Source organism: Colwellia psychrerythraea 34H (assembly GCF_000012325.1).
GTDB lineage: Bacteria > Pseudomonadota > Gammaproteobacteria > Enterobacterales > Alteromonadaceae > Colwellia > Colwellia psychrerythraea_A.
On record NC_003910.7, the window covers coordinates 4,659,614 to 4,681,228 of the forward strand.

Annotated in this window: 22 protein-coding genes and 1 other RNA gene; 8 read left to right on the plus strand and 15 right to left on the minus strand. The window is 38.2% G+C overall.

Annotation, left to right across the window (positions count from 1 at the left end; all coding sequences use genetic code 11):
• The first annotated feature begins 119 nt into the window (after positions 1-119).
• The 3 genes from CPS_RS19805 to CPS_RS19815 all read left to right on the plus strand — a co-directional run bounded on the left by CPS_RS19805 (position 120) and on the right by CPS_RS19815 (position 4,762).
• The gene (locus CPS_RS19805; protein WP_011045150.1) at positions 120-2,408 is read left to right on the plus strand and encodes a TonB-dependent receptor domain-containing protein; all 2,289 of its coding nucleotides are present in this window, start codon (positions 120-122) and stop codon (positions 2,406-2,408) included.
• Between the two features lie 84 nt (positions 2,409-2,492).
• A complete protein-coding gene (locus CPS_RS19810) occupies positions 2,493-3,653 on the plus strand; it encodes a sulfatase-like hydrolase/transferase (protein ID WP_011045151.1) in 1,161 nt (386 codons plus the stop codon).
• Positions 3,653-4,762: an alkaline phosphatase D family protein gene (locus CPS_RS19815; protein WP_011045152.1), complete on the plus strand. Its 1,110-nt coding sequence runs from the start codon at positions 3,653-3,655 to the stop codon at positions 4,760-4,762. The genes CPS_RS19810 and CPS_RS19815 overlap by 1 nt, the downstream gene beginning before the upstream one ends.
• 210 nt (positions 4,763-4,972) lie before the next feature.
• Here CPS_RS19815 and CPS_RS19820 read toward each other — a convergent pair whose 3' ends face one another.
• The 4 genes from CPS_RS19820 to CPS_RS19835 form a co-directional block, all read right to left on the minus strand.
• On the minus strand, positions 4,973-5,443 hold the full coding sequence (locus CPS_RS19820) for a GNAT family N-acetyltransferase (protein ID WP_041737146.1): 471 nt from the start codon (positions 5,441-5,443) through the stop codon (positions 4,973-4,975).
• Positions 5,444-5,508: 65 nt separating this feature from the next.
• Positions 5,509-6,057, minus strand: coding sequence for a phage tail protein (locus CPS_RS19825; RefSeq protein WP_041737147.1), 549 nt, complete (start codon positions 6,055-6,057; stop codon positions 5,509-5,511).
• Between the two features lie 86 nt (positions 6,058-6,143).
• Positions 6,144-6,539 carry a DUF6916 family protein gene (locus tag CPS_RS19830; protein WP_011045155.1) on the minus strand — a complete coding sequence of 132 codons (396 nt, stop codon included), beginning with the start codon at positions 6,537-6,539 and terminating at the stop codon, positions 6,144-6,146.
• Between the two features lie 113 nt (positions 6,540-6,652).
• Entirely contained in the window at positions 6,653-7,348 is a 696-nt protein-coding gene (locus tag CPS_RS19835) for a PEP-CTERM sorting domain-containing protein (protein ID WP_011045156.1), read from the minus strand.
• Between the two features lie 306 nt (positions 7,349-7,654).
• Here CPS_RS19835 and CPS_RS19840 point away from each other — a divergent pair, with 306 nt between their 5' ends.
• A complete protein-coding gene (locus CPS_RS19840) occupies positions 7,655-8,314 on the plus strand; it encodes a HEAT repeat domain-containing protein (protein WP_011045157.1) in 660 nt (219 codons plus the stop codon).
• 39 nt (positions 8,315-8,353) lie between these two features.
• Here CPS_RS19840 and CPS_RS19845 read toward each other — a convergent pair whose 3' ends face one another.
• The 4 genes from CPS_RS19845 to rsmI all read right to left on the minus strand — a co-directional run bounded on the left by CPS_RS19845 (position 8,354) and on the right by rsmI (position 11,723).
• Entirely contained in the window at positions 8,354-9,349 is a 996-nt protein-coding gene (locus CPS_RS19845; protein WP_041737148.1) for a hypothetical protein, read from the minus strand.
• A 27-nt stretch (positions 9,350-9,376) separates the two neighbouring features.
• A complete protein-coding gene (locus CPS_RS19850) occupies positions 9,377-9,949 on the minus strand; it encodes an aspartyl/asparaginyl beta-hydroxylase domain-containing protein (RefSeq protein ID WP_011045159.1) in 573 nt (190 codons plus the stop codon).
• 436 nt (positions 9,950-10,385) lie between these two features.
• An RNA gene (rnpB, locus tag CPS_RS23045) (RNase P RNA component class A) lies at positions 10,386-10,821 on the minus strand.
• Positions 10,822-10,874: 53 nt separating this feature from the next.
• A complete protein-coding gene (rsmI, locus tag CPS_RS19855; RefSeq protein WP_011045160.1) occupies positions 10,875-11,723 on the minus strand; it encodes a 16S rRNA (cytidine(1402)-2'-O)-methyltransferase in 849 nt (282 codons plus the stop codon).
• 161 nt (positions 11,724-11,884) lie between these two features.
• Here rsmI and CPS_RS19860 point away from each other — a divergent pair, with 161 nt between their 5' ends.
• Genes CPS_RS19860 through CPS_RS19875 form a run of 4 tightly spaced genes read left to right on the plus strand, consistent with a single transcriptional unit; the run spans position 11,885 to position 15,553 of the window.
• The gene (locus CPS_RS19860) at positions 11,885-13,924 is read left to right on the plus strand and encodes a penicillin-binding protein activator (RefSeq protein ID WP_081428755.1); all 2,040 of its coding nucleotides are present in this window, start codon (positions 11,885-11,887) and stop codon (positions 13,922-13,924) included.
• Positions 13,911-14,300, plus strand: a complete 390-nt coding sequence (locus tag CPS_RS19865; protein ID WP_011045162.1) for a YraN family protein — start codon at positions 13,911-13,913, stop codon at positions 14,298-14,300. The genes CPS_RS19860 and CPS_RS19865 overlap by 14 nt, the downstream gene beginning before the upstream one ends.
• 53 nt (positions 14,301-14,353) lie before the next feature.
• Complete coding sequence (locus tag CPS_RS19870) at positions 14,354-14,944, plus strand: phosphoheptose isomerase (protein ID WP_011045163.1); 591 nt, start codon at positions 14,354-14,356, stop codon at positions 14,942-14,944.
• A complete protein-coding gene (locus CPS_RS19875; protein ID WP_011045164.1) occupies positions 14,945-15,553 on the plus strand; it encodes a BON domain-containing protein in 609 nt (202 codons plus the stop codon). It abuts the gene before it with no gap.
• Positions 15,554-15,971: 418 nt separating this feature from the next.
• Here the strand turns inward: CPS_RS19875 and CPS_RS19880 are convergent, their stop codons facing one another.
• From CPS_RS19880 to rplM, 7 genes are all read right to left on the minus strand, one after another.
• Complete coding sequence (locus tag CPS_RS19880) at positions 15,972-16,451, minus strand: ClpXP protease specificity-enhancing factor (RefSeq protein ID WP_011045165.1); 480 nt, start codon at positions 16,449-16,451, stop codon at positions 15,972-15,974.
• On the minus strand, positions 16,451-17,092 hold the full coding sequence (gene sspA, locus CPS_RS19885) for a stringent starvation protein SspA (RefSeq protein WP_011045166.1): 642 nt from the start codon (positions 17,090-17,092) through the stop codon (positions 16,451-16,453). Before sspA ends, CPS_RS19880 begins: the two co-directional genes overlap by 1 nt.
• A gap of 92 nt (positions 17,093-17,184) precedes the next feature.
• Entirely contained in the window at positions 17,185-17,943 is a 759-nt protein-coding gene (locus tag CPS_RS19890; protein WP_011045167.1) for a cytochrome c1, read from the minus strand.
• On the minus strand, positions 17,943-19,220 hold the full coding sequence (locus tag CPS_RS19895) for a cytochrome b (protein ID WP_198560109.1): 1,278 nt from the start codon (positions 19,218-19,220) through the stop codon (positions 17,943-17,945). Before CPS_RS19895 ends, CPS_RS19890 begins: the two co-directional genes overlap by 1 nt.
• Complete coding sequence (petA, locus tag CPS_RS19900; protein ID WP_011045169.1) at positions 19,220-19,810, minus strand: ubiquinol-cytochrome c reductase iron-sulfur subunit; 591 nt, start codon at positions 19,808-19,810, stop codon at positions 19,220-19,222. Before petA ends, CPS_RS19895 begins: the two co-directional genes overlap by 1 nt.
• Before the next feature lie 457 nt (positions 19,811-20,267).
• On the minus strand, positions 20,268-20,660 hold the full coding sequence (rpsI, locus tag CPS_RS23970) for a 30S ribosomal protein S9 (protein ID WP_011045171.1): 393 nt from the start codon (positions 20,658-20,660) through the stop codon (positions 20,268-20,270).
• A gap of 3 nt (positions 20,661-20,663) precedes the next feature.
• Positions 20,664-21,092, minus strand: coding sequence for a 50S ribosomal protein L13 (gene rplM / locus CPS_RS23975; RefSeq protein ID WP_011045172.1), 429 nt, complete (start codon positions 21,090-21,092; stop codon positions 20,664-20,666).
• Between the last annotated feature and the right edge of the window lie 523 nt (positions 21,093-21,615).

Here is a 21,615-nt window from a genome sequence, read left to right on the forward strand (position 1 = left end):
GCTGTCACAATTCATTCGTTAAACGGTCATGATTAAGTCATTATTTAGTCGATAATCCGTCATAAACAGTGAGCATACTTCCCCGCAATTAAAACAATAAACATTTATCTAGGGGATATATGACTATTCAATGTTCAAAAAATCTTATCGCTATAGCCATTGCTTCAGCATTGTCGTTACCTGTTTCAGCAGCTGACAAACAAGAAAGCGAAAGCACTATGGAAGAAGTCACTGTTGTGGCTAAAAAATTATCTCATGCCAATCATGTGATTGAGTCATCAATGATAAAACAGCAATCACCTGCGAGTAGCATACTCGCGATTATGGACAACCTACCCGGTATTAGCATCAATGAAGGCGATGCTTTTGGTGGTGATGATTGGTCAACATCGATTACGATGCGCGGCTTTACTATTGATGGTAATCAGCAGCAACTTGGAATGACAATTGACGGTATCCCAAATGGTGGTTCTAACTATGGCGGTGGCGCAAAAGCAAATCGTTATTTAGACAGTGAAAATATGCGTACCATTGAAGTATCACAAGGAACTTCTGACATTTCATCTGCCTCATTAGAAGCATTGGGAGGTACTTTCAATTTTGTCAGTGCAGATCCTGCTTTTGAAGAAACAACAACATTGGCCTATACCGATGGCGATCATGATGCATCTCGTTATTTCATTCGTCATGACACCGGACGCATTTTTGATAATACCTACGCTTACGCGAGCTATTCATCCACTTCCACTAGCCGCTGGGTTGGCGAAGGTTCAAACGGAGGTATGCAAAGAGAGCACGCTGAGGTTAAGTTCATTACTGAGCTAGGTAACTTAAGTATTACCGGCCGTTTATCTTATGACGATGCCGATGAAGATAATTACAATTCGGTTAGTTTAGAGCAGTTCAATCAAACACCTGACTGGGATCAGTTAACATGGAACTGGACCGGTACTCCCCATCTTGATCAAATGTTTGCCGAGGGTTGGTCGACCTTACGTGAAAATACTTTAGGTTATGTGAAATTTGATTATCAACTGTCAGACAACTTCTCTTTTCAAATTACCCCCTACTTTCATAAAAATAAAGGTCGAGGTGATTGGATCCCTCCTTATTTAGTGTCTGCGGTTGATGATGAAGGTAATCCCGTCAATCAAGGTGGTTCAATAGGCTCTACTTATGGCTTTACCGATCAAAATGGTACGCCATTAGCCCCTGCTGCGGGTTGTGAGCAAAGTTTTACTTGGCCATGGGATTCTGGCCCAGGTTTACACCCTGCCTGTTATAGTGATAGCGCTGTGCCAGTCATGTCATATCGTCATACTCATTATGAAAAAGATCGTGTAGGTTTAACTGCAAACGCACAATGGTCTATTGCCATGAACGATATTAAATTTGGTTTATGGGCAGAATCAAATGAGCGTAATGAATCGAGAGATTGGCATAAAGTGATTGATGCACGTGTTTATCATCACTTTGATGCAACACCTTATTGGACACAATATAGTAATGAATTTCAAACCGACACTTTAAAGTTCTATCTACAGGACACACTAGATTTTGGCGATCTCTCATTGAATATCGGCGCCCAAAAATACTTAGTAGATATTGAAAAAACGGATGGCTTTACCAACCAACAAACGGGCAAAGTTAATAGTGACTCAGATGTACTCTTTAGTACTGGAGCCATTTACCAAATAAACAGTAATATAGAATTATTTGCCGGTTACAGTGAGAACTTTTCAGCCATTAAAGATGGTGTGTTAGAAAGGGAAGCTTCGACTCTTGAAAACATCGAACCAGAAACAGCTGAGAATATTGATTTAGGCCTGCGCTACAACACTGAAGATATTAGCTTTTCGGCCACTTACTACACCATTGATTTTGAGAATAGAATTACCTTCATAGCCCCTGGAAGTGATTCTGATGGTATTGATTACACCATTGGTACTAATGGCTCTTACCTCAATGTTGGTGGTATTGAGTCCGATGGTTTTGAACTCAGTGTAAACTACCGCTTAAATGATCAGTGGAGTTTATATTCATCTTATACCAATAATGATTCACGTTATGTCGGTGATGCCCCAGGTTTTACCGCCGGTGATAAAGTCATCGATTCCGTGGATGATATGTTTGTCTTATCAAGTGATTACACTAAAGGTGATTTCCGCCTTGGTGCATCGGGTAAATATACTGGAGAACGTGGTGATGCGCCTTCTTACACTACATTTGATTTCAATGCCGGTTACTTTGTTCCTTTTGACGGTCAAGCAATTAGCTCAATTGATATAGCTTTCGTTGTTACCAACATTACCGATGAAAGTTATTTATCAACGGGAACAGGCAATGGCACTACCTTCTTTATTGGTGCACCTCGAACGGCCTCAATGACCTTTACTGCCAGCTTTTAAAGCTTAATAGACAACATTGAAAACAAAGCCAAGTAGTTATTACTTGGCTTCTTTCATTTAAACTAATTGATAACGGGTCTACATATGTTAAAAAATCTCTATTTAATCATGCTACTGCTAACCTGCTTTAGTATTAACGTTAATGCAGCAACCGATACTTCTGCCATTGATAATTCAGCAACTGGGAAGAATTTAGTGTTAGTCACCATTGATGGTCTTCGTTGGCAGGAGTTATTTTCTGGCGCAGATGCTGCTTTACTCAATAATAAAAAATTTGTTCGAAAAGGTCATCACCTCCAGGAGAAATTTTGGCATGACAATGAAGAAAATCGTCGCCAATTATTAATGCCATTTTTTTGGAATACTGTGGTAAAAGAAGGTATGGTCATTGGCAATCGTAAGATAGGTTCAAACATGTCGATTGCTAACCAATGGCACTTCTCCTACCCAGGTTACAGTGAGATTTTTACTGGTGTGGTTGATCACTCCATCAATAGCAATAAAAAAAAATTAAACCCACAAATTTCTTTTTTAGAATGGCTTAATACTAAAAATGAATACCAACACAAACTTGCAGCATTTGGCAGTTGGGATGTATTTCCGTATATTTTAAATAAAGATCGTAGCCAGCTTTATATTAATGCAGGATTTGATTCAGCCGAAGGTTATGCTTTGTCAGAGCAGGCCAAGTTACTCAATAATTTACAAACAGAAATTCCCAGCCCTTGGCACAATGTTCGCTTAGATAGTTTCACTTATCGTTACGCTAAAGATTATTTATTAACGGTTAAACCTAAAGTCATGATAATCGCTTTAGGTGAAACAGATGACTTTGCACACGACGGCCATTACGACAGTTACTTAAACTCTGCTCATCAAACGGATAAGTTTATCGCTGACTTATGGCACACCCTACAAACAACGCCAGGCTATCAAGATAATACCGTATTAATGATCACCACTGATCATGGCCGAGGTAGTAATGCCGATGATTGGCAACACCATGCTTCAAAACTAGCGGTACAAGGTTATATGAAAAACCTCGAAGCGTTTCCAAATGGCATAGTGGGCTCAGAAAATATTTGGTTTGCTGCCATGGGCCCTGGTGTGATTGCACGTGGTGAAATAAAAACCACACAAGAAGTTAAGCAAAAACAAATTGCTGCTACCGCATTGACCTTGTTAGGTGAGGACCCCAAGGTATTCAATCCAAATGCAGGCTCTGTTATTAAGGAGGTTTTTTAATGAAATCATCATCATTTGTTCTACTATGTATGACCAGCTTTAGCCTATTCATAACCGCACAAGCTACGCAATTAAATCAGTTACTTCACTTAGATAGGTCAGATAAGTTAAAGAACTCACCACAAAAAATTCTTTTTGGCTCCTGTTCACATCAAGACAAAGCTATGCCTATTTTAAAGTCTATTAATAATGAGGCTGCAGATTTATTCATTTTTCTGGGTGATAATATTTATGGTGATACAAAAAACATGCAAGACATGGCCGACAAATATCAACGTCTAGGTAATAATCCAGACATACAAGCACTGCGCTCAGCCACACCAACCATCGCCATTTGGGATGACCATGACTTTGGTGAAAATGATGCAGGTGCTGAATATCCTCAAAAAGAACAATCAAGAAAGTTAATGTTAGACTTCTGGCAAGAACCACAGAATTCAGCCAGATATACTCAAAAAAATGGTATTTACACTGCTTATATGTATGGAGAAGAACACAATAAAGTGCATGTTATTTTACCTGATTTACGCTGGAACAGAGATAAATTGAGCAGTGTCGATAGACTAAATTACCAAACAAAACGTAAGCCGAAGAATATGGGACCTTATAGTCCTAGCTCACTAAAAAACGCCTCAATGATTGGTGAAACTCAATGGCAATGGTTAGAAAAAGAATTACAAAAACCATCAAAAATTAAAGTGATTGCCTCTAGTTTACAGCTATTACCTGAATTTACTGGTTGGGAGTCTTGGGCCAATTTTCCTCATGACAGAGAACGCCTTTTTGCTTTAATTAAAAAGCACCAGGTTAATGGCATCATAATCATTAGTGGTGATACCCATTGGGGAGAAATGTCTAAGGTATCAGACAAGCTAGATTATCCATTATGGGAAGTAACAAGTTCAGGCTTAACGGAGGAGTGGAAGGAAGTAAGCCCTAACAAACATCGCATAGGAAACTTTATTAACAAAGTAAATTACGGTGAGTTACTCATTGATTGGCAGCAAGTCGACCCGCAAATAACGCTGAACTTAAAAGACGTAGATGGCAAAGTATTTAGTCAGCAAAAAATGCCGTTATCTTCGATTAGTCCATACCATAAACAATAAACTGCAACTGCAATGAGTCTGAATCGAAATAGGGAGTTAACAATGTATACGGCGATGGCGTCACTAGCCATTGACTATTTATCGAACTTGTAGGCTTGAAGGGAAAGATTTGAGTTTAGCGTTATTCTTTTGAAAGGTTTTAGAAAACCGCTTGTTTTGTAATATAAAAACAAGCGGTCTTACCAAAATTAGTTGAGTTGACCACATACGTTAACTCTTCACTAATTGCTTTTGCATGGCAGTGTGAGTTTCATTTTGAGAAGTTACTTTATAGCCTAGGTAATCATACAGCTTCTTTGCTCTATTATTCGTTGCAACAGAAAGTGTTAGTTTAGTACATCCTATATCTAATGCCCTTTGTTCAACTAACGTCAATAATTTTCGACCAAAGCCTTTATTCCTGTACTTTTCACCAATGACGACATCAATGATGTGCAAACCTGATTGATACTTGCTTAATATGATTTTACCGATTTCAAGATGCTCTGCTTGAACCAGATAAGTTATAGCGTCTGGCCACTGGTTGTTGTAATAGCTTAATTGAGCCAAATACTGCATTTCAACAATTTTATCCAGTTGTTCGTGGGGGAGAAATGGCAGGTTTTGTTGTGCATGTTCTGAATAGAGTTTTAGAAAAAATTGCTCATCACTTGATGTGAAACGCGTAATCACTATGTTCATTATTTTGTGGTGCTTAATATAGAAGGGAAGCCATGAACAGGATTCCCTTGATTTCATAAGTAGTATTAATTTCGAGAAGGGAATACCCCTTGTAGTGCAATAATATAATTAACCACCTGAAAAGGCTGAACATTATTTACTGGCTGACTATTTCCAATATCTGCCTCTTGTACATTAATTGCAGCAGCTGCCATATCAGCATCAGCATCAGCATTAGAATAGGTAGCAGAAGAAACTCCTGCATCATTTGACCAAACATTACCAACAGCTGTATTAGCATTGCCAGCACCACCTTTACATTTTGCCAAGGCAGCAACTGAATGATTGTGTGCAGGTAAATTCCCTTGGGCTAAAGTATTTGATTCTGTACCACTTTTTTCACCTAATCTCCTACTAGATAACCCTGGCCCATTCCCATTATGCATAGCAACTCGCCCACGTAAATCAGGCAAACCAAAAGATGTTCGACCATCACCACCATACGTTGTACCTAAAATTGAAAAAAGTGCAGTATTAGAGCTTATTGATAGTAATTGACCATCACACAGCGCCCAACCACGCGGGGCAAAGTTACCACCAAACATTAAAATTTGACCGATAAATGGTTCCATAATAATTCCTTATTCATTGTTGATCTTTGTACAACCCCTTTAAACAACAAGGTACTACTGAAGTACAAACTAAATTAATAACATTACCATTAAGTTAATAAACAAAATGTTGAAACATAGTGTTGTTTCATTGATTGACTCGCTTCAATATTCATCTTCTGTGTTTGTAGTGTCGAAAGATGAGTCACTGAATAAATATCATCTGTGAAATTTGGACTATCACTGGTAAAGACTAATTGAAATTGTTCCATACCATCATGTTCAGGCCCAACCTCAACCTTTTTCAGGGTTAACCAATGACTGCCATTTTTATTGCGTAATAAAAACGTATCATTAATTATATTTTGAAATTTTTGTTGAGTAGATTGCTGACTTGATTGTCCATAACTAAGGTCAATGCCACTTGGTTGTGCGATAGCATTAGGCAATGCAGTCGCAACTATTGCGCCGGAGATTGATAATAAAAAATGTCGTCGATTTATCATGCGTGTATTTCCTCTTGATGACGCATCACAATGACCAATGCCAATGTGATGCGTGGGCTAATAACACAACTGCTAAGGCTTCTAAACCTTTATATGTATATCATTACAACTTATTATTTAATACGAGCTTTTAATCCTGCTAGAGAAAGAACAAACAATAGCAGGGTACTTGGTTCAGGCACTGGTATTGGTCCTGGTCCGCTATCTTCAGTCACGATATTTAACGATGAATAAATTAGGTGATAGCCATTAGTTGCAGTTTCACTTACTTGCCCACCCATTAGAGCGGTTTGTAACCCCGCACCGCCGATATCCAAATCAACAGAAAAGTTACCATCAGCAAGGTCAGCAAAAAATGTAGCCCCTAAGTTAAAGGTGTAAACACTATACTGAGCATCTGTTGCCCCGCCGCCACTTTCAAACATTGCATCCAATGCTACGGTAGTATCAATACTACCTAATGAAAATGCATCTAACTGGCTGCCAGATGCAGCAGAATCATGATCCCAAATACCAAATGAAAAGCTCGCACTTAAAATGGTGTCTGTAATTGCGCCATAATTAAATAGCCAATTAACATTAGCTGGGTCGCCAAAGAGTTCGCTACCGATACCAGCATCAAATGGGGCGGGCTGCCCTGCTTGGGCAGTTAGAATATCAGGAATAAGGGCATAGCTATTCCCATCGACAAGCCCAGAAGTAGCATTACCTAAGTCTGAAGTAATTAAGCCAGCATTTGCTGTTGGCGATAAAAACATAAGTGAGATTAGTAAAGGTGAAAATAAATTTAACAAGTTTGACGGCTTCATATAATAATCCTTTTACTGAAATTTATAGTGTTCTTATTAGTTCATCTCTAGATTCAATGCATAAAACATACCGGGCTATAGTTATCAGTAGCTTATAAAACGAACAGTTATTTAAAAAGCGAACAGTGTAAAAAAACCTGACAGTTAGTTTCAACAGGTAAAAGCGTCATTATTAATCTATGCCTAACAATTGACTACAATGAGTAGTAAATGGCTTGACTCAAGGTTCACACAAAAAATAATGGCGATGAAATATCAGGTCAATATCTAGATTTACTCTAAAATGTGAAAAAGAAAGGAACACTTATGTACGTTATTTTTACTCATAAATATTTCCTGCCAATATTGGTGTTTTTCTGCGGTTTGTTGATTGGGAAATATTTACTTACGCCAGAACAAACTGTCCATGCTAATGATGAAGCATCGAGTAAATATGAAATAGAGCAAAAGCAGCGAGTAAAACTTAATAATCATAAACCAATAAACATATCAGAAAATCATAGTAACGCTCTCTCTGAAATCAAATCTCAAGTTAATCAGAAAGAATATCCTGTAAGTGATGATACAAAGCCAACCAATATGTTTAAAGCTTCTGCCGTTCGTCTTGCTCTTTTATCAGAGGATAGGCTTTTCGAGCAACCAAAATTATACTGGCACAATCAGCTTTATTTATCTGAGTCAATAGAAGATAAACTTACCGCTATTGCAGAGCTGGTTAACTTGCAAGAAACTCATCTTTTAGCATCTGGGCTAGGTGATGATAATATTGAAGTACGCATTGCGACCATTGAGGGATTAAAACAAATAGCGAATAATGAAGCGGTTCAAGTATTAGGACAGGCCTTTTTTTCTGAGCAAAATACGGGGGTAAAAAACGAAATCATCAACGCACTAGAAACGTTAGACTATTTAGATAATGCGTTAATATTTTTAGATTACACCAAAAGACACTCTACAGAAAAATAATAAAGTAAATGTAATTTACTTTATTAAAACAACAGTAAACTAACTAATAACGTGCACCTTTAATTCTGGCTGATTGGTTATTTGGTAGTTAAACTCTAAGGTGTCACCCAATGAAAATTGCTGCTTACAATTTACTGTTCTTGGACAGGTTAAGCTAGAGTCATAATCTTTTAGTACATGATGTTTATAGGTAGTTATTACCGTAAAAAGTTTAGCATCTAAATGCTCTGGTATTGTTTTAGGAATTTGTATTGCTATCGCGGGGAGTGCTAGTTTTCCTTTATTAACTCGCCCTAATAACTGTTCTTTATTAATAGTTAACGCGCTCCCCAATCTAATACGCGTTTTGGTTTTGTCCTCGCCAATAAATTCAAATTCATTTTTACTATCAACCATGATTAATTCAATTTTTATCTCTTGAGGGATTAATATCGCCTTTGGCGCTTGTTTAATAAGATGGTGGCTTACGGCGACTTGAGGCTCTTTAGCTAAACAGGCTTGCATGATTTCCAGAATGATAATATCGGGAGGGTTGGTGTTATCAATTTTATAATTGAATGCGTCTATTTTTTCAATAGCTTTTACTGATTTGTTTAATTTCAATGTATTTACTATATGTTCTACTGAGTCTATTGATATTTGGTGTAAATCTAATAAGGTAAATTTAGCTTGATGCTCTGTTAATATAAACATCAACGGGATTGCTAATATTGCCAAAGGTCCTGTACCTGCATATAACACTTGAGCTGGTGTCTCTGGTTTAAGCTGATTTACATCTAAAATTGCACTGTGTAGTGCTCGAATAAATTGAACCGTACGGACGTAATCGTCTGCACACATAATTGCCATTGTCGGTGATACGGCTAAGCCCGTGTTCGTTGCTGTTTCTCCTTCATCTATCTTATCGCTGATCAATTTATCGATATTGACTATTTTGTTTAACCTTTGCGCCAGTTCATTCATCTGCGGTTTTAATGTACAGACAGGATTTTTTTCATCTATTATTTCACTAATTAGTGTTTGGATTGATGACATATTTCGTCCTTAAAACATTTACCTTACTTAGAACGGGTGGCGTAATTGCTGCTCAAGCCAAGCATTAACTACCACATCAAGCACTAAATGAATTCTGTCACTTTGACTATTATTAACGACATTATGAGGGTCTGATAAGCGTAAATACCAACACTCTCCTTGATTCATGAAAACTTCACTATCGTTTAAAAAAAAGTGCACATCTGTATTTGTCTCTATTGGCACATGCAGCCTAGCTTCTCCATATTCAGCAGCTAAATCTAGATCGGTATGTTTTTTAATAATAGAGCCTGCAGCTAACCTCATTAAGCGAACAGATTTTACTGGACATTGAAACCAGCTGACAACCTTTGGCAGATAACTAGTTTGCTTTAAAAAATGAGTATCGACAAATTCATTTTGCGAGGGATCAGAGTAACTCATTCTAATAGGGTGAGTTTCGCCTTTAGGGCTTCGCAGTGGAATTATTGACCAGTCGCCCTCAAAATTATCTTTTACAAAGTGTTCTACCCATTCATTATTTTTCAGTTTTTCGAGGTCTTGGCGCATTTGCGAATGGTCAAATAAAATAGGTAGTTTTATACGATCTGGAAACGACATTATGCTTATAATTTATAAAGTTTTTATATTAGTTTAGTTAAACACACCTATTTTTGCGAGTTAGAGTTATAAACACTTATAGCGGCTCTTTGAGCTCAATGATATTACTTGAGTAAGCAATTCAAATCTTCGCACGACATATCAATCAACTATAAGCTACTGATAATCCCATTAATCGACTTGCTTACAAATAGTACTATCAGTAGGCCTTTAATGCATGGCTGCTAATAGGTTATCGATAAACCTTACTGAGCAGACGTTCATTGATAATGGTTAAGTGATTACAGATTAAGAAATCGCATATCTCACTTTTTAACTGTGGAGTTTCATTTATTATTTTAAGCTGTTGAAGGTCCATGCCGGCTTTCAGACTATATAAGTATCCAGTTTACAAACAAAAAAGCCCCTACATCACTGTAGAGGCTTTCTTTTAAAATAGTTGAGTTGACCACATAAGCCGGGTTTTGTAGCTCCTTTACTAAAAGCAAAAGAGATGACAATCATTCGTCTAGGCTATAAATCGCTCTATAGCTCAAGCAACCTACCCGGTTTCCACGCGAGCCACGCTTATATTATCAAAACTTGCGTTTTAATAATCATGAAACCCTATTTGGTCTTGCTCCAGGTGGAGTTTACCCTGCAATTACTGTTACCAGCAATCCGGTGCGCTCTTACCGCACCCTTTCAGCCTTACCTGTTCCGCAAGCGGCCATCGGCGGTCTTCTCTCTGCTGCACTTGTCGTCGGCTCACGCCGCCCAGGCGTTACCTGGCACCCTGCTCATTGGAGCCCGGACTTTCCTCCCCTCTATCTGTTTAGTTCAAATCGAAATTTAAACTACAACGATAAAGCAGCGATTGTCTGGTCAACTCGGCGCGCATTCTACCTTATTCAGTGGGAATGTCTATAATCTTTACTGAATGACCTTACTTAAGTCCTAAAGCAACTTCATATAATGCATTTTTCTTCACACCATAAATTTCAGCCGCAATAGCACACGCCTTTTTAGGCTTCATCTCTGCAAGTAGTAATTTCAGCGTATTAATCACCTCTGCAGAAATTTCATTTTCAGTCGCTTTATAACCTTCAATGATCAACACCATTTCACCCTTTAACTGATTAGCATCTTGTTCCAGCCAAGCAAGTAGGTTTTCAGCGGTGTCGCTGTGAATAGTTTCAAATGTTTTTGTTAATTCTCGAGCGATAACAATATAACGATCACCGCCCAAAGTCGTAACAATATCTTGAACCGTGTCGATAGCCCTGCGTGGTGCATCATAAAAAACCATAGTGCGAGATTCATCGGCCAACGCAGTTAACGTTGCTTGTCTGGCACCGGACTTAGAAGGTAAAAAACCCTCAAAGCTAAATCTATCCGTTGGTAAACCCGCAACCGATAAAGCAGCTATAGCAGCACAGGCACCGGGGATAGGTGAAACTTGTAAGCCAAGGCTTCGACAATGGCGAACTAGGTGAAAACCAGGGTCACTGATTAATGGTGTTCCTGCATCGGATACAAGCGCAATAGTTTTGCCCTCTTGTAACATACTAGCCACTTGGTCCTGCCGTTGACGTTCATTATGGTCATGTAATGACATGGTTTTATTTTTAATAGAAAATGCAGACAGCAATTTCCCCGTGTGTCGAGTATCTTCACACGCAATAACATCAACTTGCGTTAATATATCAATTGCCCTTTGGCTGATATCGCTTAAATTACCAATTGGGGTGGCGACAATATATAGAGTCGCAGGGGTTAGGGTTGTTTCACTCATGTAAACTTACTTCACTTGATTAGGCGGATTTAGTTGTGACTAACTTCGTAGGCGTTTATTATAACCCCATACTGATAGCAATATGCACGGATTTATTTATTGTGTTAAAAACAGCGTGCTTACTTGTAAGATTAAAGCCAACAAAGGTAGATAACTTTTCAATGCATTTTCACCATTTTAAATCTCGAGTATTACCTGCCCTGTTGCTTATTTTTCTTACAAGTTGCAGTACTAAGCAAGCTCCTGATGCTACAACAAAAACTCAAGCACTCACTAAAATTGAAGAAATTGATGTCGATGCAGGAGCCTTGTCTGCTGAGCAACACGTTGAACTTGCTAAAACATTAAACACCAACGGCGCAGTTAATGAATTATTGACTGCAACCAAACTATTTTATCAGCAAGAAAATTATGTAAAGGCACTTTGGCTTGCAGATAAAACCATGCCATTGGTCGATGACAATGTAATCAATTTTAGTCATGAGAAAGTTCAGTTAGCTCTGATTAAAGCAAGTAGTTTGCAACAACTCAGTTATTACCCTGAGAGTCATATAGAGCTTAATCAACTTGAGCAATACGCTACTGAAAATAGCATTCTACTTACTGCGACCTATTACCGATTATTAAGTGCTGCGTTTCATGAGGAGGGGCAACCTATATCTGCTTTAAATGCCCAGTTGTTTGAATTTTCAGCAACTCCGGCTAGCACACAAAGCCAACAGCAAATATCGGATATTTGGCATAACTTTCAGACCCTATCCCAATGGCAGCTCAACATGCTTGCGTTGGATAAAGCGCCTGAGCGTAAAGGTTGGTTAATGTTAACTAACTTAGCGAATAAGTTTGGTGGCAATCAAGCACAAATGAAATACCATTTGAGCACATGGCAGAAAAAATTCAAACTCCATCCAGCGAATGTCATCGCAAAACAGCTTTCTTCTCAAGCGATCTCAACGAAAGATATAAAAAATATAGCAGTGATTTTGCCCTTAAGTGGTAAACAACAATCTTCTGGACGTGCAATACAACAAGGTATTTTGGCCAGCTTTGCCAACGACAACACTAAAAACCTGCACTTTGTCGATAGTAATACAGTCAACTGGTACGGGTTAACTAATGATTTTACAACATTAAAAGTCGATTATGTGATCGGTCCATTACTTAAATCTAATGTTGATAAATACATCAGCCATACCAGCGCACAAACACAATCGAAAAATAATGACTTGCTTAATGCCAGTTCGGGTTTATTTGATATCAATAAAGCCGAGGGTGCCTTAGACACATCATCAATTAGCCAAAATAAAACAGCTGATTATATCACTGCTATCGACAGCGATTCTGCGATAAAGAGCTATTTAGAGCCAACACAAGACAGTAAAGCGATAGATACTTTACTGTTAAATATCCCGGCAAAATCTTCTTTAACACGTCATCATACTGTGCTTTCTATGCGCCCAGAAGACGAAGCCAAACAAGCCGCAGCAACGCTGAGTCGTCAAAAATTTCAGCATCCCGTGGTATTAAGCCAAGAAAATATTGTCAGTAAGCGAATTGCTCAAGCTTTTGTCAAACAGTGGCAGCGGATTACAGGTAACACTATTGAGGTTGTCTATTATGATACTGGCGCTCAAATGCAAGAGAATATTAAAGCCAGTTTATCGGTAGATAAAAGTAAGACTCGTATTACTAAACTCAAAAGCCGTTTGAACCAGAGTATTAAAACTAAAACCCGTAATCGACGTGATATAGATATGATTTATCTCGTTGGCACCCCTGAGCAAACGCGCCTAGTAAAGCCGTATATCGAAGTCAACATAAGTGAATTTGCTGAAATAATTCCTGTTTTTGCTAGCTCACGAAGCCACAGTACTCAAACTGATTACAGCAGTAATAGCGACTTACAAGGATTAACGTTTACCGAAATCCCTTGGTTGCTAGCCAGCGAGCAAAACGTAGAATTGGCGGTTCTTAGTCAAGAACTTTGGCCAAAGCGTAGTGATGGCTTATCTCGACTTTTTGCGATGGGATATGACAGCTACCAACTCATTAATAAGATTCCATTAATGCAACAAGCGCCTTATCTCCATCACTGGGGACAAACCGGAGTACTCAAGCTCAATAAAAATAGCATTTTGACACGCAGCTTACTTTGGGGTGTTTACAAGAAAAACAGGGTGGTTTCTATTGTTATGGAATAATAAAACCTCAGCCAAAAATACAAGCAGTACCGATAAAGGACAAGTTACGGAAAGCTATGCACAGCAGTATTTGTCTAAACAAGGCCTAAGGTTTATTGAAAGAAATTTCCACTCTCGCCAAGGTGAAATTGATCTTATTATGCTTGATGGTGATACTTATGTTTTTGTTGAAGTAAAATATCGTAAAAGCAAAGGCTTTGGTGGTGCAATTGCCGCTATTTCAGCGAGTAAACAAAATAAGGTTAAACATTGCATAACATTTTATCTACATCAAAACGGATTAAATGAATATAATACTCCCTGCCGCGTAGATGTGGTAGCGCTTGAAGGTGATATTACTCAGCCACAAGTTACTTGGTTAAAAAATGCCTTTTAGCTTTTTACAATTAACTCATTACTCATTTTAAATAGTCACGGAGTCATTTTTCCATGCTAGAACAGATCAAAAACAATTTTACCGAGAGCATTCAAACACAAATAGCTGCTAGCGAGTTGTTAGGACCATCTATTGAACATGCTGGTATGATGATGGTTCAATGCTTGCTTGGCGGCAATAAAATTATCTCTTGTGGCAATGGTGGCTCTGCTGGCCATGCCCAACATTTTTGTGCCCAATTACTCAACAAATATGAAACTGAACGCCCTAGCCTGCCAGCAATATCTCTAAACAGTGATATATCAACCATTACTTCAATCGCTAATGATTACCAATATGATGAAGTTTTTTCCAAACAGATAAGAGCCCTTGGTCATAATGGCGATGTATTATTAGCTATTTCTACCAGTGGTAACTCACGAAATGTAGTTAAAGCTATTGAGAGTGCAGTATCTCGTGATATTCCAATTATTGCCTTAACAGGATTCGACGGTGGTGATATTTCAGGATTATTAGGTGAAGGCGATGTTGAAATCCGCGTTCCATCAGCAAGAACCTCTAGAATTCAGGAGGTTCATTTAGTTGTATTGCATAGTTTATGTGAGATTATTGATACTACCCTATTCCCGCAAGGTGATTCATAAATGCTTATTCTAAAAAATGGCTTATCTGCATTGGCTAACAAAAAAACTGCACGAATTGCAGGACTTCTCATGCTCGCTTCAGCGCTGCAAGGGTGTGCCGTTGCAACGGTAGTTGCCGTTACCGCTGGTGCCACTATGGTGGCAGATAGGAGAACTTTTAGTAAACAAATTGATGATCAAAGTATTGAGTTTATCGCTCATAATGAATTAAATAAACAAAAGGCATTGTCTAATAACACGAACTTACATGTGATTAGTATGAACGGCACTGTTTTAGTTATTGGCCAGGCTCCTAATAGCTACCTGAGAGACCTCGCGATAAAAACCATCCAAGATGTTCCAGATATTGTAACGATACATAATCAGGTCCGTATTGGCTCTACAACAGCGCTCTCGACACAGAGTAATGATATTTGGCTAACCTCTAAAGTCAAATCAGCTTTGCTTACCAATGGCGAAGTTAATGCCAAAGATATTAAGGTTGTCACCGAAAATTCTGAAGTATTTCTTTTAGGTTTGGTCACTAAGAAAGAAGCGAATATTGTTGTAGAAATCACGCGTAACATCAACGGTGTCAGCCGTGTATTTAAGGCTTTTGAGTATATTTAATACTCATACCAAGTCCATTAAGTTATTTACCACTCAGCGAGAATTAAAAGGCTTAAAGGCAAGGCATTGATTGAAGAGAATGGTTATTCAGGAGAATATGCTCCTGCATTCTCTAATAAGCTGCATCCATGCAGCGTCCTTGTCAAAATCAATAACATAGCATATAAGCCTTTACTTTTTATTAGGTACTCGCCCTTGGGAGCTTGTCAGAAAAGCAATAACTGCACAAATTTGTGAGATATAGAATGACTATAATAGCAAAAATTTTGTTTGCTATGACTCTTCTGACATAGCTCTGAGGTGGGAATAAATTTAATGGAATTGGTATTATTTAGTTTATTGAAATTAAAACAAAAAACCCGTAAACATCATTGATATTTACGGGTTTTAAAATTTAATAACACTAACAATATTTAAATTATTTAATAATTTTTAGGCTAGCTTTACTTTTTCCTTTGGGCTTGCTCGACTTTTCTGTCTCACTACCCGTTGAAGCAACACTACTTAAAGTAGACTTTGGTTTTTCAGGAATCACATCAACCACGTCATCTTCATCCTCAACAGGATGTTCGATTGGTAATGAAGTTCCTGCGCCATTTTCTTTGGCGTATATAGCACCTACAGCACCATAAGGTACCGTGATGTGCTCTAACTTACCGCCAAAACGGGCACTAAACTCAATAGCTTTATCACCCAATGCGATAGTACCAACAGCTGAACTGGCAACATTTAAAACAATCTGCCCATCAGCAACGTAACTCATCGGCACTAATACACCATAAACATTGACGTCAACCATGATGTATGGCGTTAGGTCATTGTCTGAAATCCACTCATAGAAAGCCTTAACTAAATAAGGCTTATTTGAGCTCATTGAGTTAGGTGTTGCGTCATCCATTAGGCTGGATGACCAAAGCGTAATTCACGTTCTTCTTCAGTCAATGAAGCTTGGAATGATTCACGTTCAAATACACGTAACATATAGGTTTTAAGTTCTTTTGAACCTTGACCGGTCAATTCAATACCAAATACAGGTAAACGCCATAATAATGGTGCTAAATAACAATCAACCAAACTGTACTCTTCGCTCATAAAGTATGGTGCTTCGTTTAAAATTGGTGCAATACTTAGTAAACTTTCTTTCAATTCTTGACGCGCTTTTGCTGCTTCTGTTGCAGTGCCAGACATAATCAATTTAGTAAGACTATACCAATCTTGTTCCATACGATGCATCAATAAACGGCTACGACCACGTGCTACAGGGTAAACTGGCATCAATGGTGGATGAGGAAAACGTTCATCTAAATATTCAACAATGATTTTAGCTTCATATAGTGCTAATTCACGATCAATTAAAGTCGGTACTGTACCATATGGATTCAAGTCCAATAGGTCTTCAGGCAAGTTAGCTAAATCAACTAAGTTGATGTCAACACCAACACCTTTTTCTGCTAGAACAATGCGTGTCTGATGACTGTACATATCATCGGCATGAGAGAACAACGTCATCACAGAGCGTTTATTTGCTGCTACGGCCATAGAGCCTCCTAAAATCGTTTACTTTAAAAACTAACAAAGGGGAATTCGACATTTGACTATCGAATTCCCCTGAAACTTATTGCAATAATAACTTAGTGTACGTCTTTCCAATATTCTTTCTTAAGGAAATAAGAAATAATAAAGAAGAAGAATAAGAAAGCCAATACCCAATAACCAAGGGCTTTACGCTCAAGTTTATTCGGCTCACCAACATATTCTAAGAAGTTTGTTAAGTCACGTACTACTACATCATACTCTTCAGCAGTTAAACTACCACCCATTGCTGGTGATAAGCTAGAGACTTCGTGCTCTTCGCCATGTTCGTCAAGCTCTTTATGTACAACTAACGTACTTACACCTTGCAAACTTTGTAAAACGTGCGGCATACCTACATCTTTAAATACTGTGTTATTTACGTCAAATGGACGTGATTCATCAATATAAAAAGAACGTAAGTAAGTATAGATCCAATCAGGACTACGTAAACGTGCTTCCAACGTTAAATCTGGTGGCGCGCTACCAAACCATTTTGCCGCTTCTTTTTCCGGCATGGTATTTAGAATGTGACCACCAACTTTGTCACCTGTAGGCATGAAGTTAGCCACACCATCAGCTTTATCAATACCTAAATCGTCAAAAGTACGATTATAACGTTGGTATTGTAACTGATGACAGCCTAAACAATAGTTCAAATATGTTTTAAAACCTTTTTTCAAAGACTCTTTATCTGATAAATCATTATTAGCTTTATCTAGATGAATACTAGGCCCTGAAGCCACAGCAGTGAACGACAACAGTGTCGTTACGCTGAAAAGTATGCCGAAAGTAGCGGCTATAATTAATTTTTTCATTAGTCTGCAATCCTTTCTGGAACTGGTTTAGTATTTTCATTTTTGCTATAGAACCACAAAGCAATAAAGAAACCAAAATAACCAAAACTAGCAATCACACCAATTAAATTAGCCGTTGGTGTTGCTGGCATAGTACCTAAAGCACCAAGAACAACAAAACAGATAGCGAATTGAATTAAGTTAACTAAATGTAACTTCGAACGATAGCGAACTGACTTAACAACACCACGATCGAACCATGGTAAAGCAAATAACATCACGATTGCGCCAAACATAGCAACCGCACCTAATAACTTATCAGGAACAACACGTAATATTGTGTAGAAAGGACCAAAATACCATACAGGTGCAATATGCTCAGGTGTTTTCAAACCGTTCGCAGGGGTAAAGTTTGGTGCTTCCATAAAGTAACCACCGCCCTCTGGTGCAAAGAACATCACCCAACAGAATAAGAATAAGAAACCAGCAACGCCCATAATATCTTTAACAGAGTAATAAGGGTGGAAAGGAACAGCATCAACAATATCGTATTTTTCACTATATTGTTTATGGAAAGTAAACTTACTTAGTTCTTCAGGTTTAACACTGCCTTTAGGCTTTTTAATGTCAACACCTTCAGGGTTATTTGAACCTACTTCATGCAAGGCAAGAATATGCAAGAACACTAGAACAACCAGTACCAATGGCATAGCAATAACGTGTAAAGCGAAGAAACGATTTAAGGTAGCTCCCGAGATTACGTAATCACCACGTATCCAAAGCGTTAAATCATCACCAATAATTGGTACAGCGCCAAACAAGGAGATAATTACTTGCGCACCCCAATATGACATATTACCCCAAGGTAATAAGTAGCCCATAAAGGCTTCAGCCATTAATACTAAGAAGATCAACATACCGAAGATCCATAGTAATTCACGAGGCTTTTGGTATGAACCGTACATAAGACCACGCATCATGTGCATGTATACGACGACGAAAAAGGCAGATGCACCCGTAGAATGCATGTAACGTAATAACCAACCGAAGTCGACATCACGCATAATATACTCAACAGAGGCGAATGCTCCATCACCAGATGGTTCATAATTCATTGTTAACCAAATGCCGGTAACAATTTGATTTACTAGTACTAACATGGCTAGAGAGCCAAAAAAGTACCAAAAGTTGAAGTTTTTTGGTGCTGGATACTGCGCTAAATGCTTATTCCAAGCATCTGTTACAGGTAAACGTTTGTCTATCCAACCCATGAAATCAGTAGCTAATTTCATTAACATTACGCATCTCCTTGAGCAACACCAATAAGTAAAGTGTCATCATTGATATAAGAATGCTCTGGAACCACTAAATTTAATGGTGCTGGAACGCCTTGAAATACACGACCAGCCATATCAAATTTACTACCATGACATGGACAGAAGAAGCCATTTGGAACGCCTTCAACAAACTGATCGAAATCACCAGCATGGTGAGTAGGAGCACAACCTAAATGAGTACAAACACCTAAGGCAACTAAGAATTCAGGTTTAATTGAACGATAGGCATTAGTTGCATAAACAGGTTGCTGGGCTTTTTCAGAATCAGGATCACGCAACTGGTCATCGTGTTTAGCTAAATTACTAACTGTTTTTTCCGTTCTACGTACTATATAAACGGGTTTACCACGCCATTCAGCACGGATTAATTGACCAGGCTGTATTTTACCTATATTGACTTCAACTGGAGCACCCGCAGCTTTCGCGCGAGCACTTGGATTCCAGGAAGCAATAAAAGGCACAGCAGCCCCAGCCACACCAACACCACCAACAACTGCAGTAGCAGCGGTTAGGAAGCGTCTGCGGCCGTTATTTACAGGCACATTGCTCATTCATACTCTCCAACTAAGACACTAACAAAACAATTATTTTTATGACTTACTAAGCGATAAATTTATAATAACCAGCAAGCACAGCGTTTGTTTTTGTTAGATCAAATTCATACCAAGTGGTATATCGACAAAAAATTTTTACGATCATAAAGAAATAGCGTGTTTTTTACAAGGTAAAAAGGGGCTTAGGCACTGTAAAAACAGAAATAATTTGAAATACTTTGAAATAGAATAAATAAAGTATATTTAGACAGAGTTAATAGGAATTATTAACAAAAAATTAGCTTTAATTTGAACATAAAAAAACCGACACAAGGTCGGTTCTTTAAATGCATATATTCTAAATATTCTGGATTTAGACAAAGCGGTCAAGTTGTGAGCCCCTGAACTTAGGTTAACTAAGTGACTGGGGCGAACAGCGCAGACAATGCTGTATAAATCCTGAATATGACGAATATTAACGTTTTGAGAATTGTGGCTTCTTACGTGCTTTATGAAGACCAACTTTCTTACGCTCAACTTTACGCGCATCACGAGTAACGAATCCAGCTTTACGTAGTTCACCACGTAAAGTTTCATCAAAAACCATTAATGCACGAGTAATACCGTGACGAATCGCGCCAGCTTGACCTGAAATACCACCGCCTACTACAGAGATGTTAAAGTCAAATTTTTCTAACATTTCAACTAACTCTAATGGTTGACGAACAACCATACGAGCAGTTTCACGACCGAAGTACTCAGAAATGTCACGTTTGTTAATTGTGATTGCACCGTTACCAGCTTTCATGAACACACGAGCAGTTGAGCTCTTGCGACGACCAGTACCGTAATATTGATTATCAGCCATTGCTTAAAGCTCCAAAAGTTGTGGTTGTTGTGCTGTATGTGCATGCTCTGGGCCTGCATATACTTTTAATTTGCGGAACATTTCACGACCTAAAGGACCTTTAGGTAACATGCCTTTCACTGCAAATTCAAGAACGCGTGTTGGAGCTTTTTCAATTAACTTTTCAAAGCTAATTTGCTTAAGTCCACCAGGGAATTCAGTATGCGAGTAGTAAATTTTACCTTTCGCTTTGTTACCTGTTACACGTACTTTCTCAGCATTGATAACAACGATATAATCGCCAGTATCTACGTGAGGTGTATATTCTGCTTTATGCTTACCGCGTAAACGGGTTGCAATTTCAGTAGCGATACGACCTAAAGTTTTATCTTCGGCGTCCACTAAGAACCATTCGCGTTGTACGCTTGCTGGTTTTGCTACAAAAGTTTTCATTAAAAAACCCAATCTTAAAAATGTTACTTAAATGATAATTTAAAAATTTAAACTACCGGTTAAATGGACTACGCCATTGCCCCTTCGAGCATCGAGCCCAGCGCCACTATTTATAGGGAACTATTCACATAAAAGTAAAAAGAAACCACCAAATAATAGGCTTTTGTAACGTAGGGAGCGCGGATTATACAGAAAGAACTATCTAAAATCACCTATATTTGTTGAATAAATAGTTAATTTTTAAATTCAGTGCCATTTTTACTATTTATTATCCATAATCTATTTATTTTTATCGTGATATCCGTAAGTGCTTAACTGATGTTAACCACACCCCGGTCTTATAAAAGGTGCAAGATATAATAAACTACAAAATAGCTATTTATTTAACTAGAAATCAACACCTTTAATGGCCTTTAGTGCTCATTAAGAGTGATGCTATTGCTGATAAACGAGGAGCTGGCATTGATATTAGAAAATCTTAGCGTGATTTGTGGTAACAGAGGCCAATACTTCAAAAAAAGTT

Excerpts from the sequence above, each read along its gene's own strand:
- CPS_RS19830 (WP_011045155.1), bottom strand. The coding sequence starts at position 6,539 with ATGATAAATCGACGACATTTTTTATTATCAATCTCCGGCGCAATAGTT.
- CPS_RS19880 (WP_011045165.1), bottom strand. The coding sequence starts at position 16,451 with ATGGATGACGCAACACCTAACTCAATGAGCTCAAATAAGCCTTATTTA.
- CPS_RS19850 (WP_011045159.1), bottom strand. The coding sequence starts at position 9,949 with ATGTCGTTTCCAGATCGTATAAAACTACCTATTTTATTTGACCATTCG.
- rpsI (WP_011045171.1), bottom strand. The coding sequence starts at position 20,660 with ATGGCTGATAATCAATATTACGGTACTGGTCGTCGCAAGAGCTCAACT.
- CPS_RS19835 (WP_011045156.1), bottom strand. The coding sequence starts at position 7,348 with ATGAAGCCGTCAAACTTGTTAAATTTATTTTCACCTTTACTAATCTCA.
- CPS_RS19820 (WP_041737146.1), bottom strand. The coding sequence starts at position 5,443 with ATGAACATAGTGATTACGCGTTTCACATCAAGTGATGAGCAATTTTTT.
- CPS_RS19805 (WP_011045150.1), top strand. The coding sequence starts at position 120 with ATGACTATTCAATGTTCAAAAAATCTTATCGCTATAGCCATTGCTTCA.
- sspA (WP_011045166.1), bottom strand. The coding sequence starts at position 17,092 with ATGGCCGTAGCAGCAAATAAACGCTCTGTGATGACGTTGTTCTCTCAT.
- CPS_RS19875 (WP_011045164.1), top strand. The coding sequence starts at position 14,945 with ATGCTTATTCTAAAAAATGGCTTATCTGCATTGGCTAACAAAAAAACT.
- CPS_RS19890 (WP_011045167.1), bottom strand. The coding sequence starts at position 17,943 with ATGAAAAAATTAATTATAGCCGCTACTTTCGGCATACTTTTCAGCGTA.
- CPS_RS19840 (WP_011045157.1), top strand. The coding sequence starts at position 7,655 with ATGTACGTTATTTTTACTCATAAATATTTCCTGCCAATATTGGTGTTT.
- CPS_RS19815 (WP_011045152.1), top strand. The coding sequence starts at position 3,653 with ATGAAATCATCATCATTTGTTCTACTATGTATGACCAGCTTTAGCCTA.
- CPS_RS19870 (WP_011045163.1), top strand. The coding sequence starts at position 14,354 with ATGCTAGAACAGATCAAAAACAATTTTACCGAGAGCATTCAAACACAA.
- rplM (WP_011045172.1), bottom strand. The coding sequence starts at position 21,092 with ATGAAAACTTTTGTAGCAAAACCAGCAAGCGTACAACGCGAATGGTTC.
- CPS_RS19845 (WP_041737148.1), bottom strand. The coding sequence starts at position 9,349 with ATGTCATCAATCCAAACACTAATTAGTGAAATAATAGATGAAAAAAAT.
- CPS_RS19860 (WP_081428755.1), top strand. The coding sequence starts at position 11,885 with ATGCATTTTCACCATTTTAAATCTCGAGTATTACCTGCCCTGTTGCTT.
- rsmI (WP_011045160.1), bottom strand. The coding sequence starts at position 11,723 with ATGAGTGAAACAACCCTAACCCCTGCGACTCTATATATTGTCGCCACC.
- petA (WP_011045169.1), bottom strand. The coding sequence starts at position 19,810 with ATGAGCAATGTGCCTGTAAATAACGGCCGCAGACGCTTCCTAACCGCT.
- CPS_RS19895 (WP_198560109.1), bottom strand. The coding sequence starts at position 19,220 with ATGTTAATGAAATTAGCTACTGATTTCATGGGTTGGATAGACAAACGT.
- CPS_RS19810 (WP_011045151.1), top strand. The coding sequence starts at position 2,493 with ATGTTAAAAAATCTCTATTTAATCATGCTACTGCTAACCTGCTTTAGT.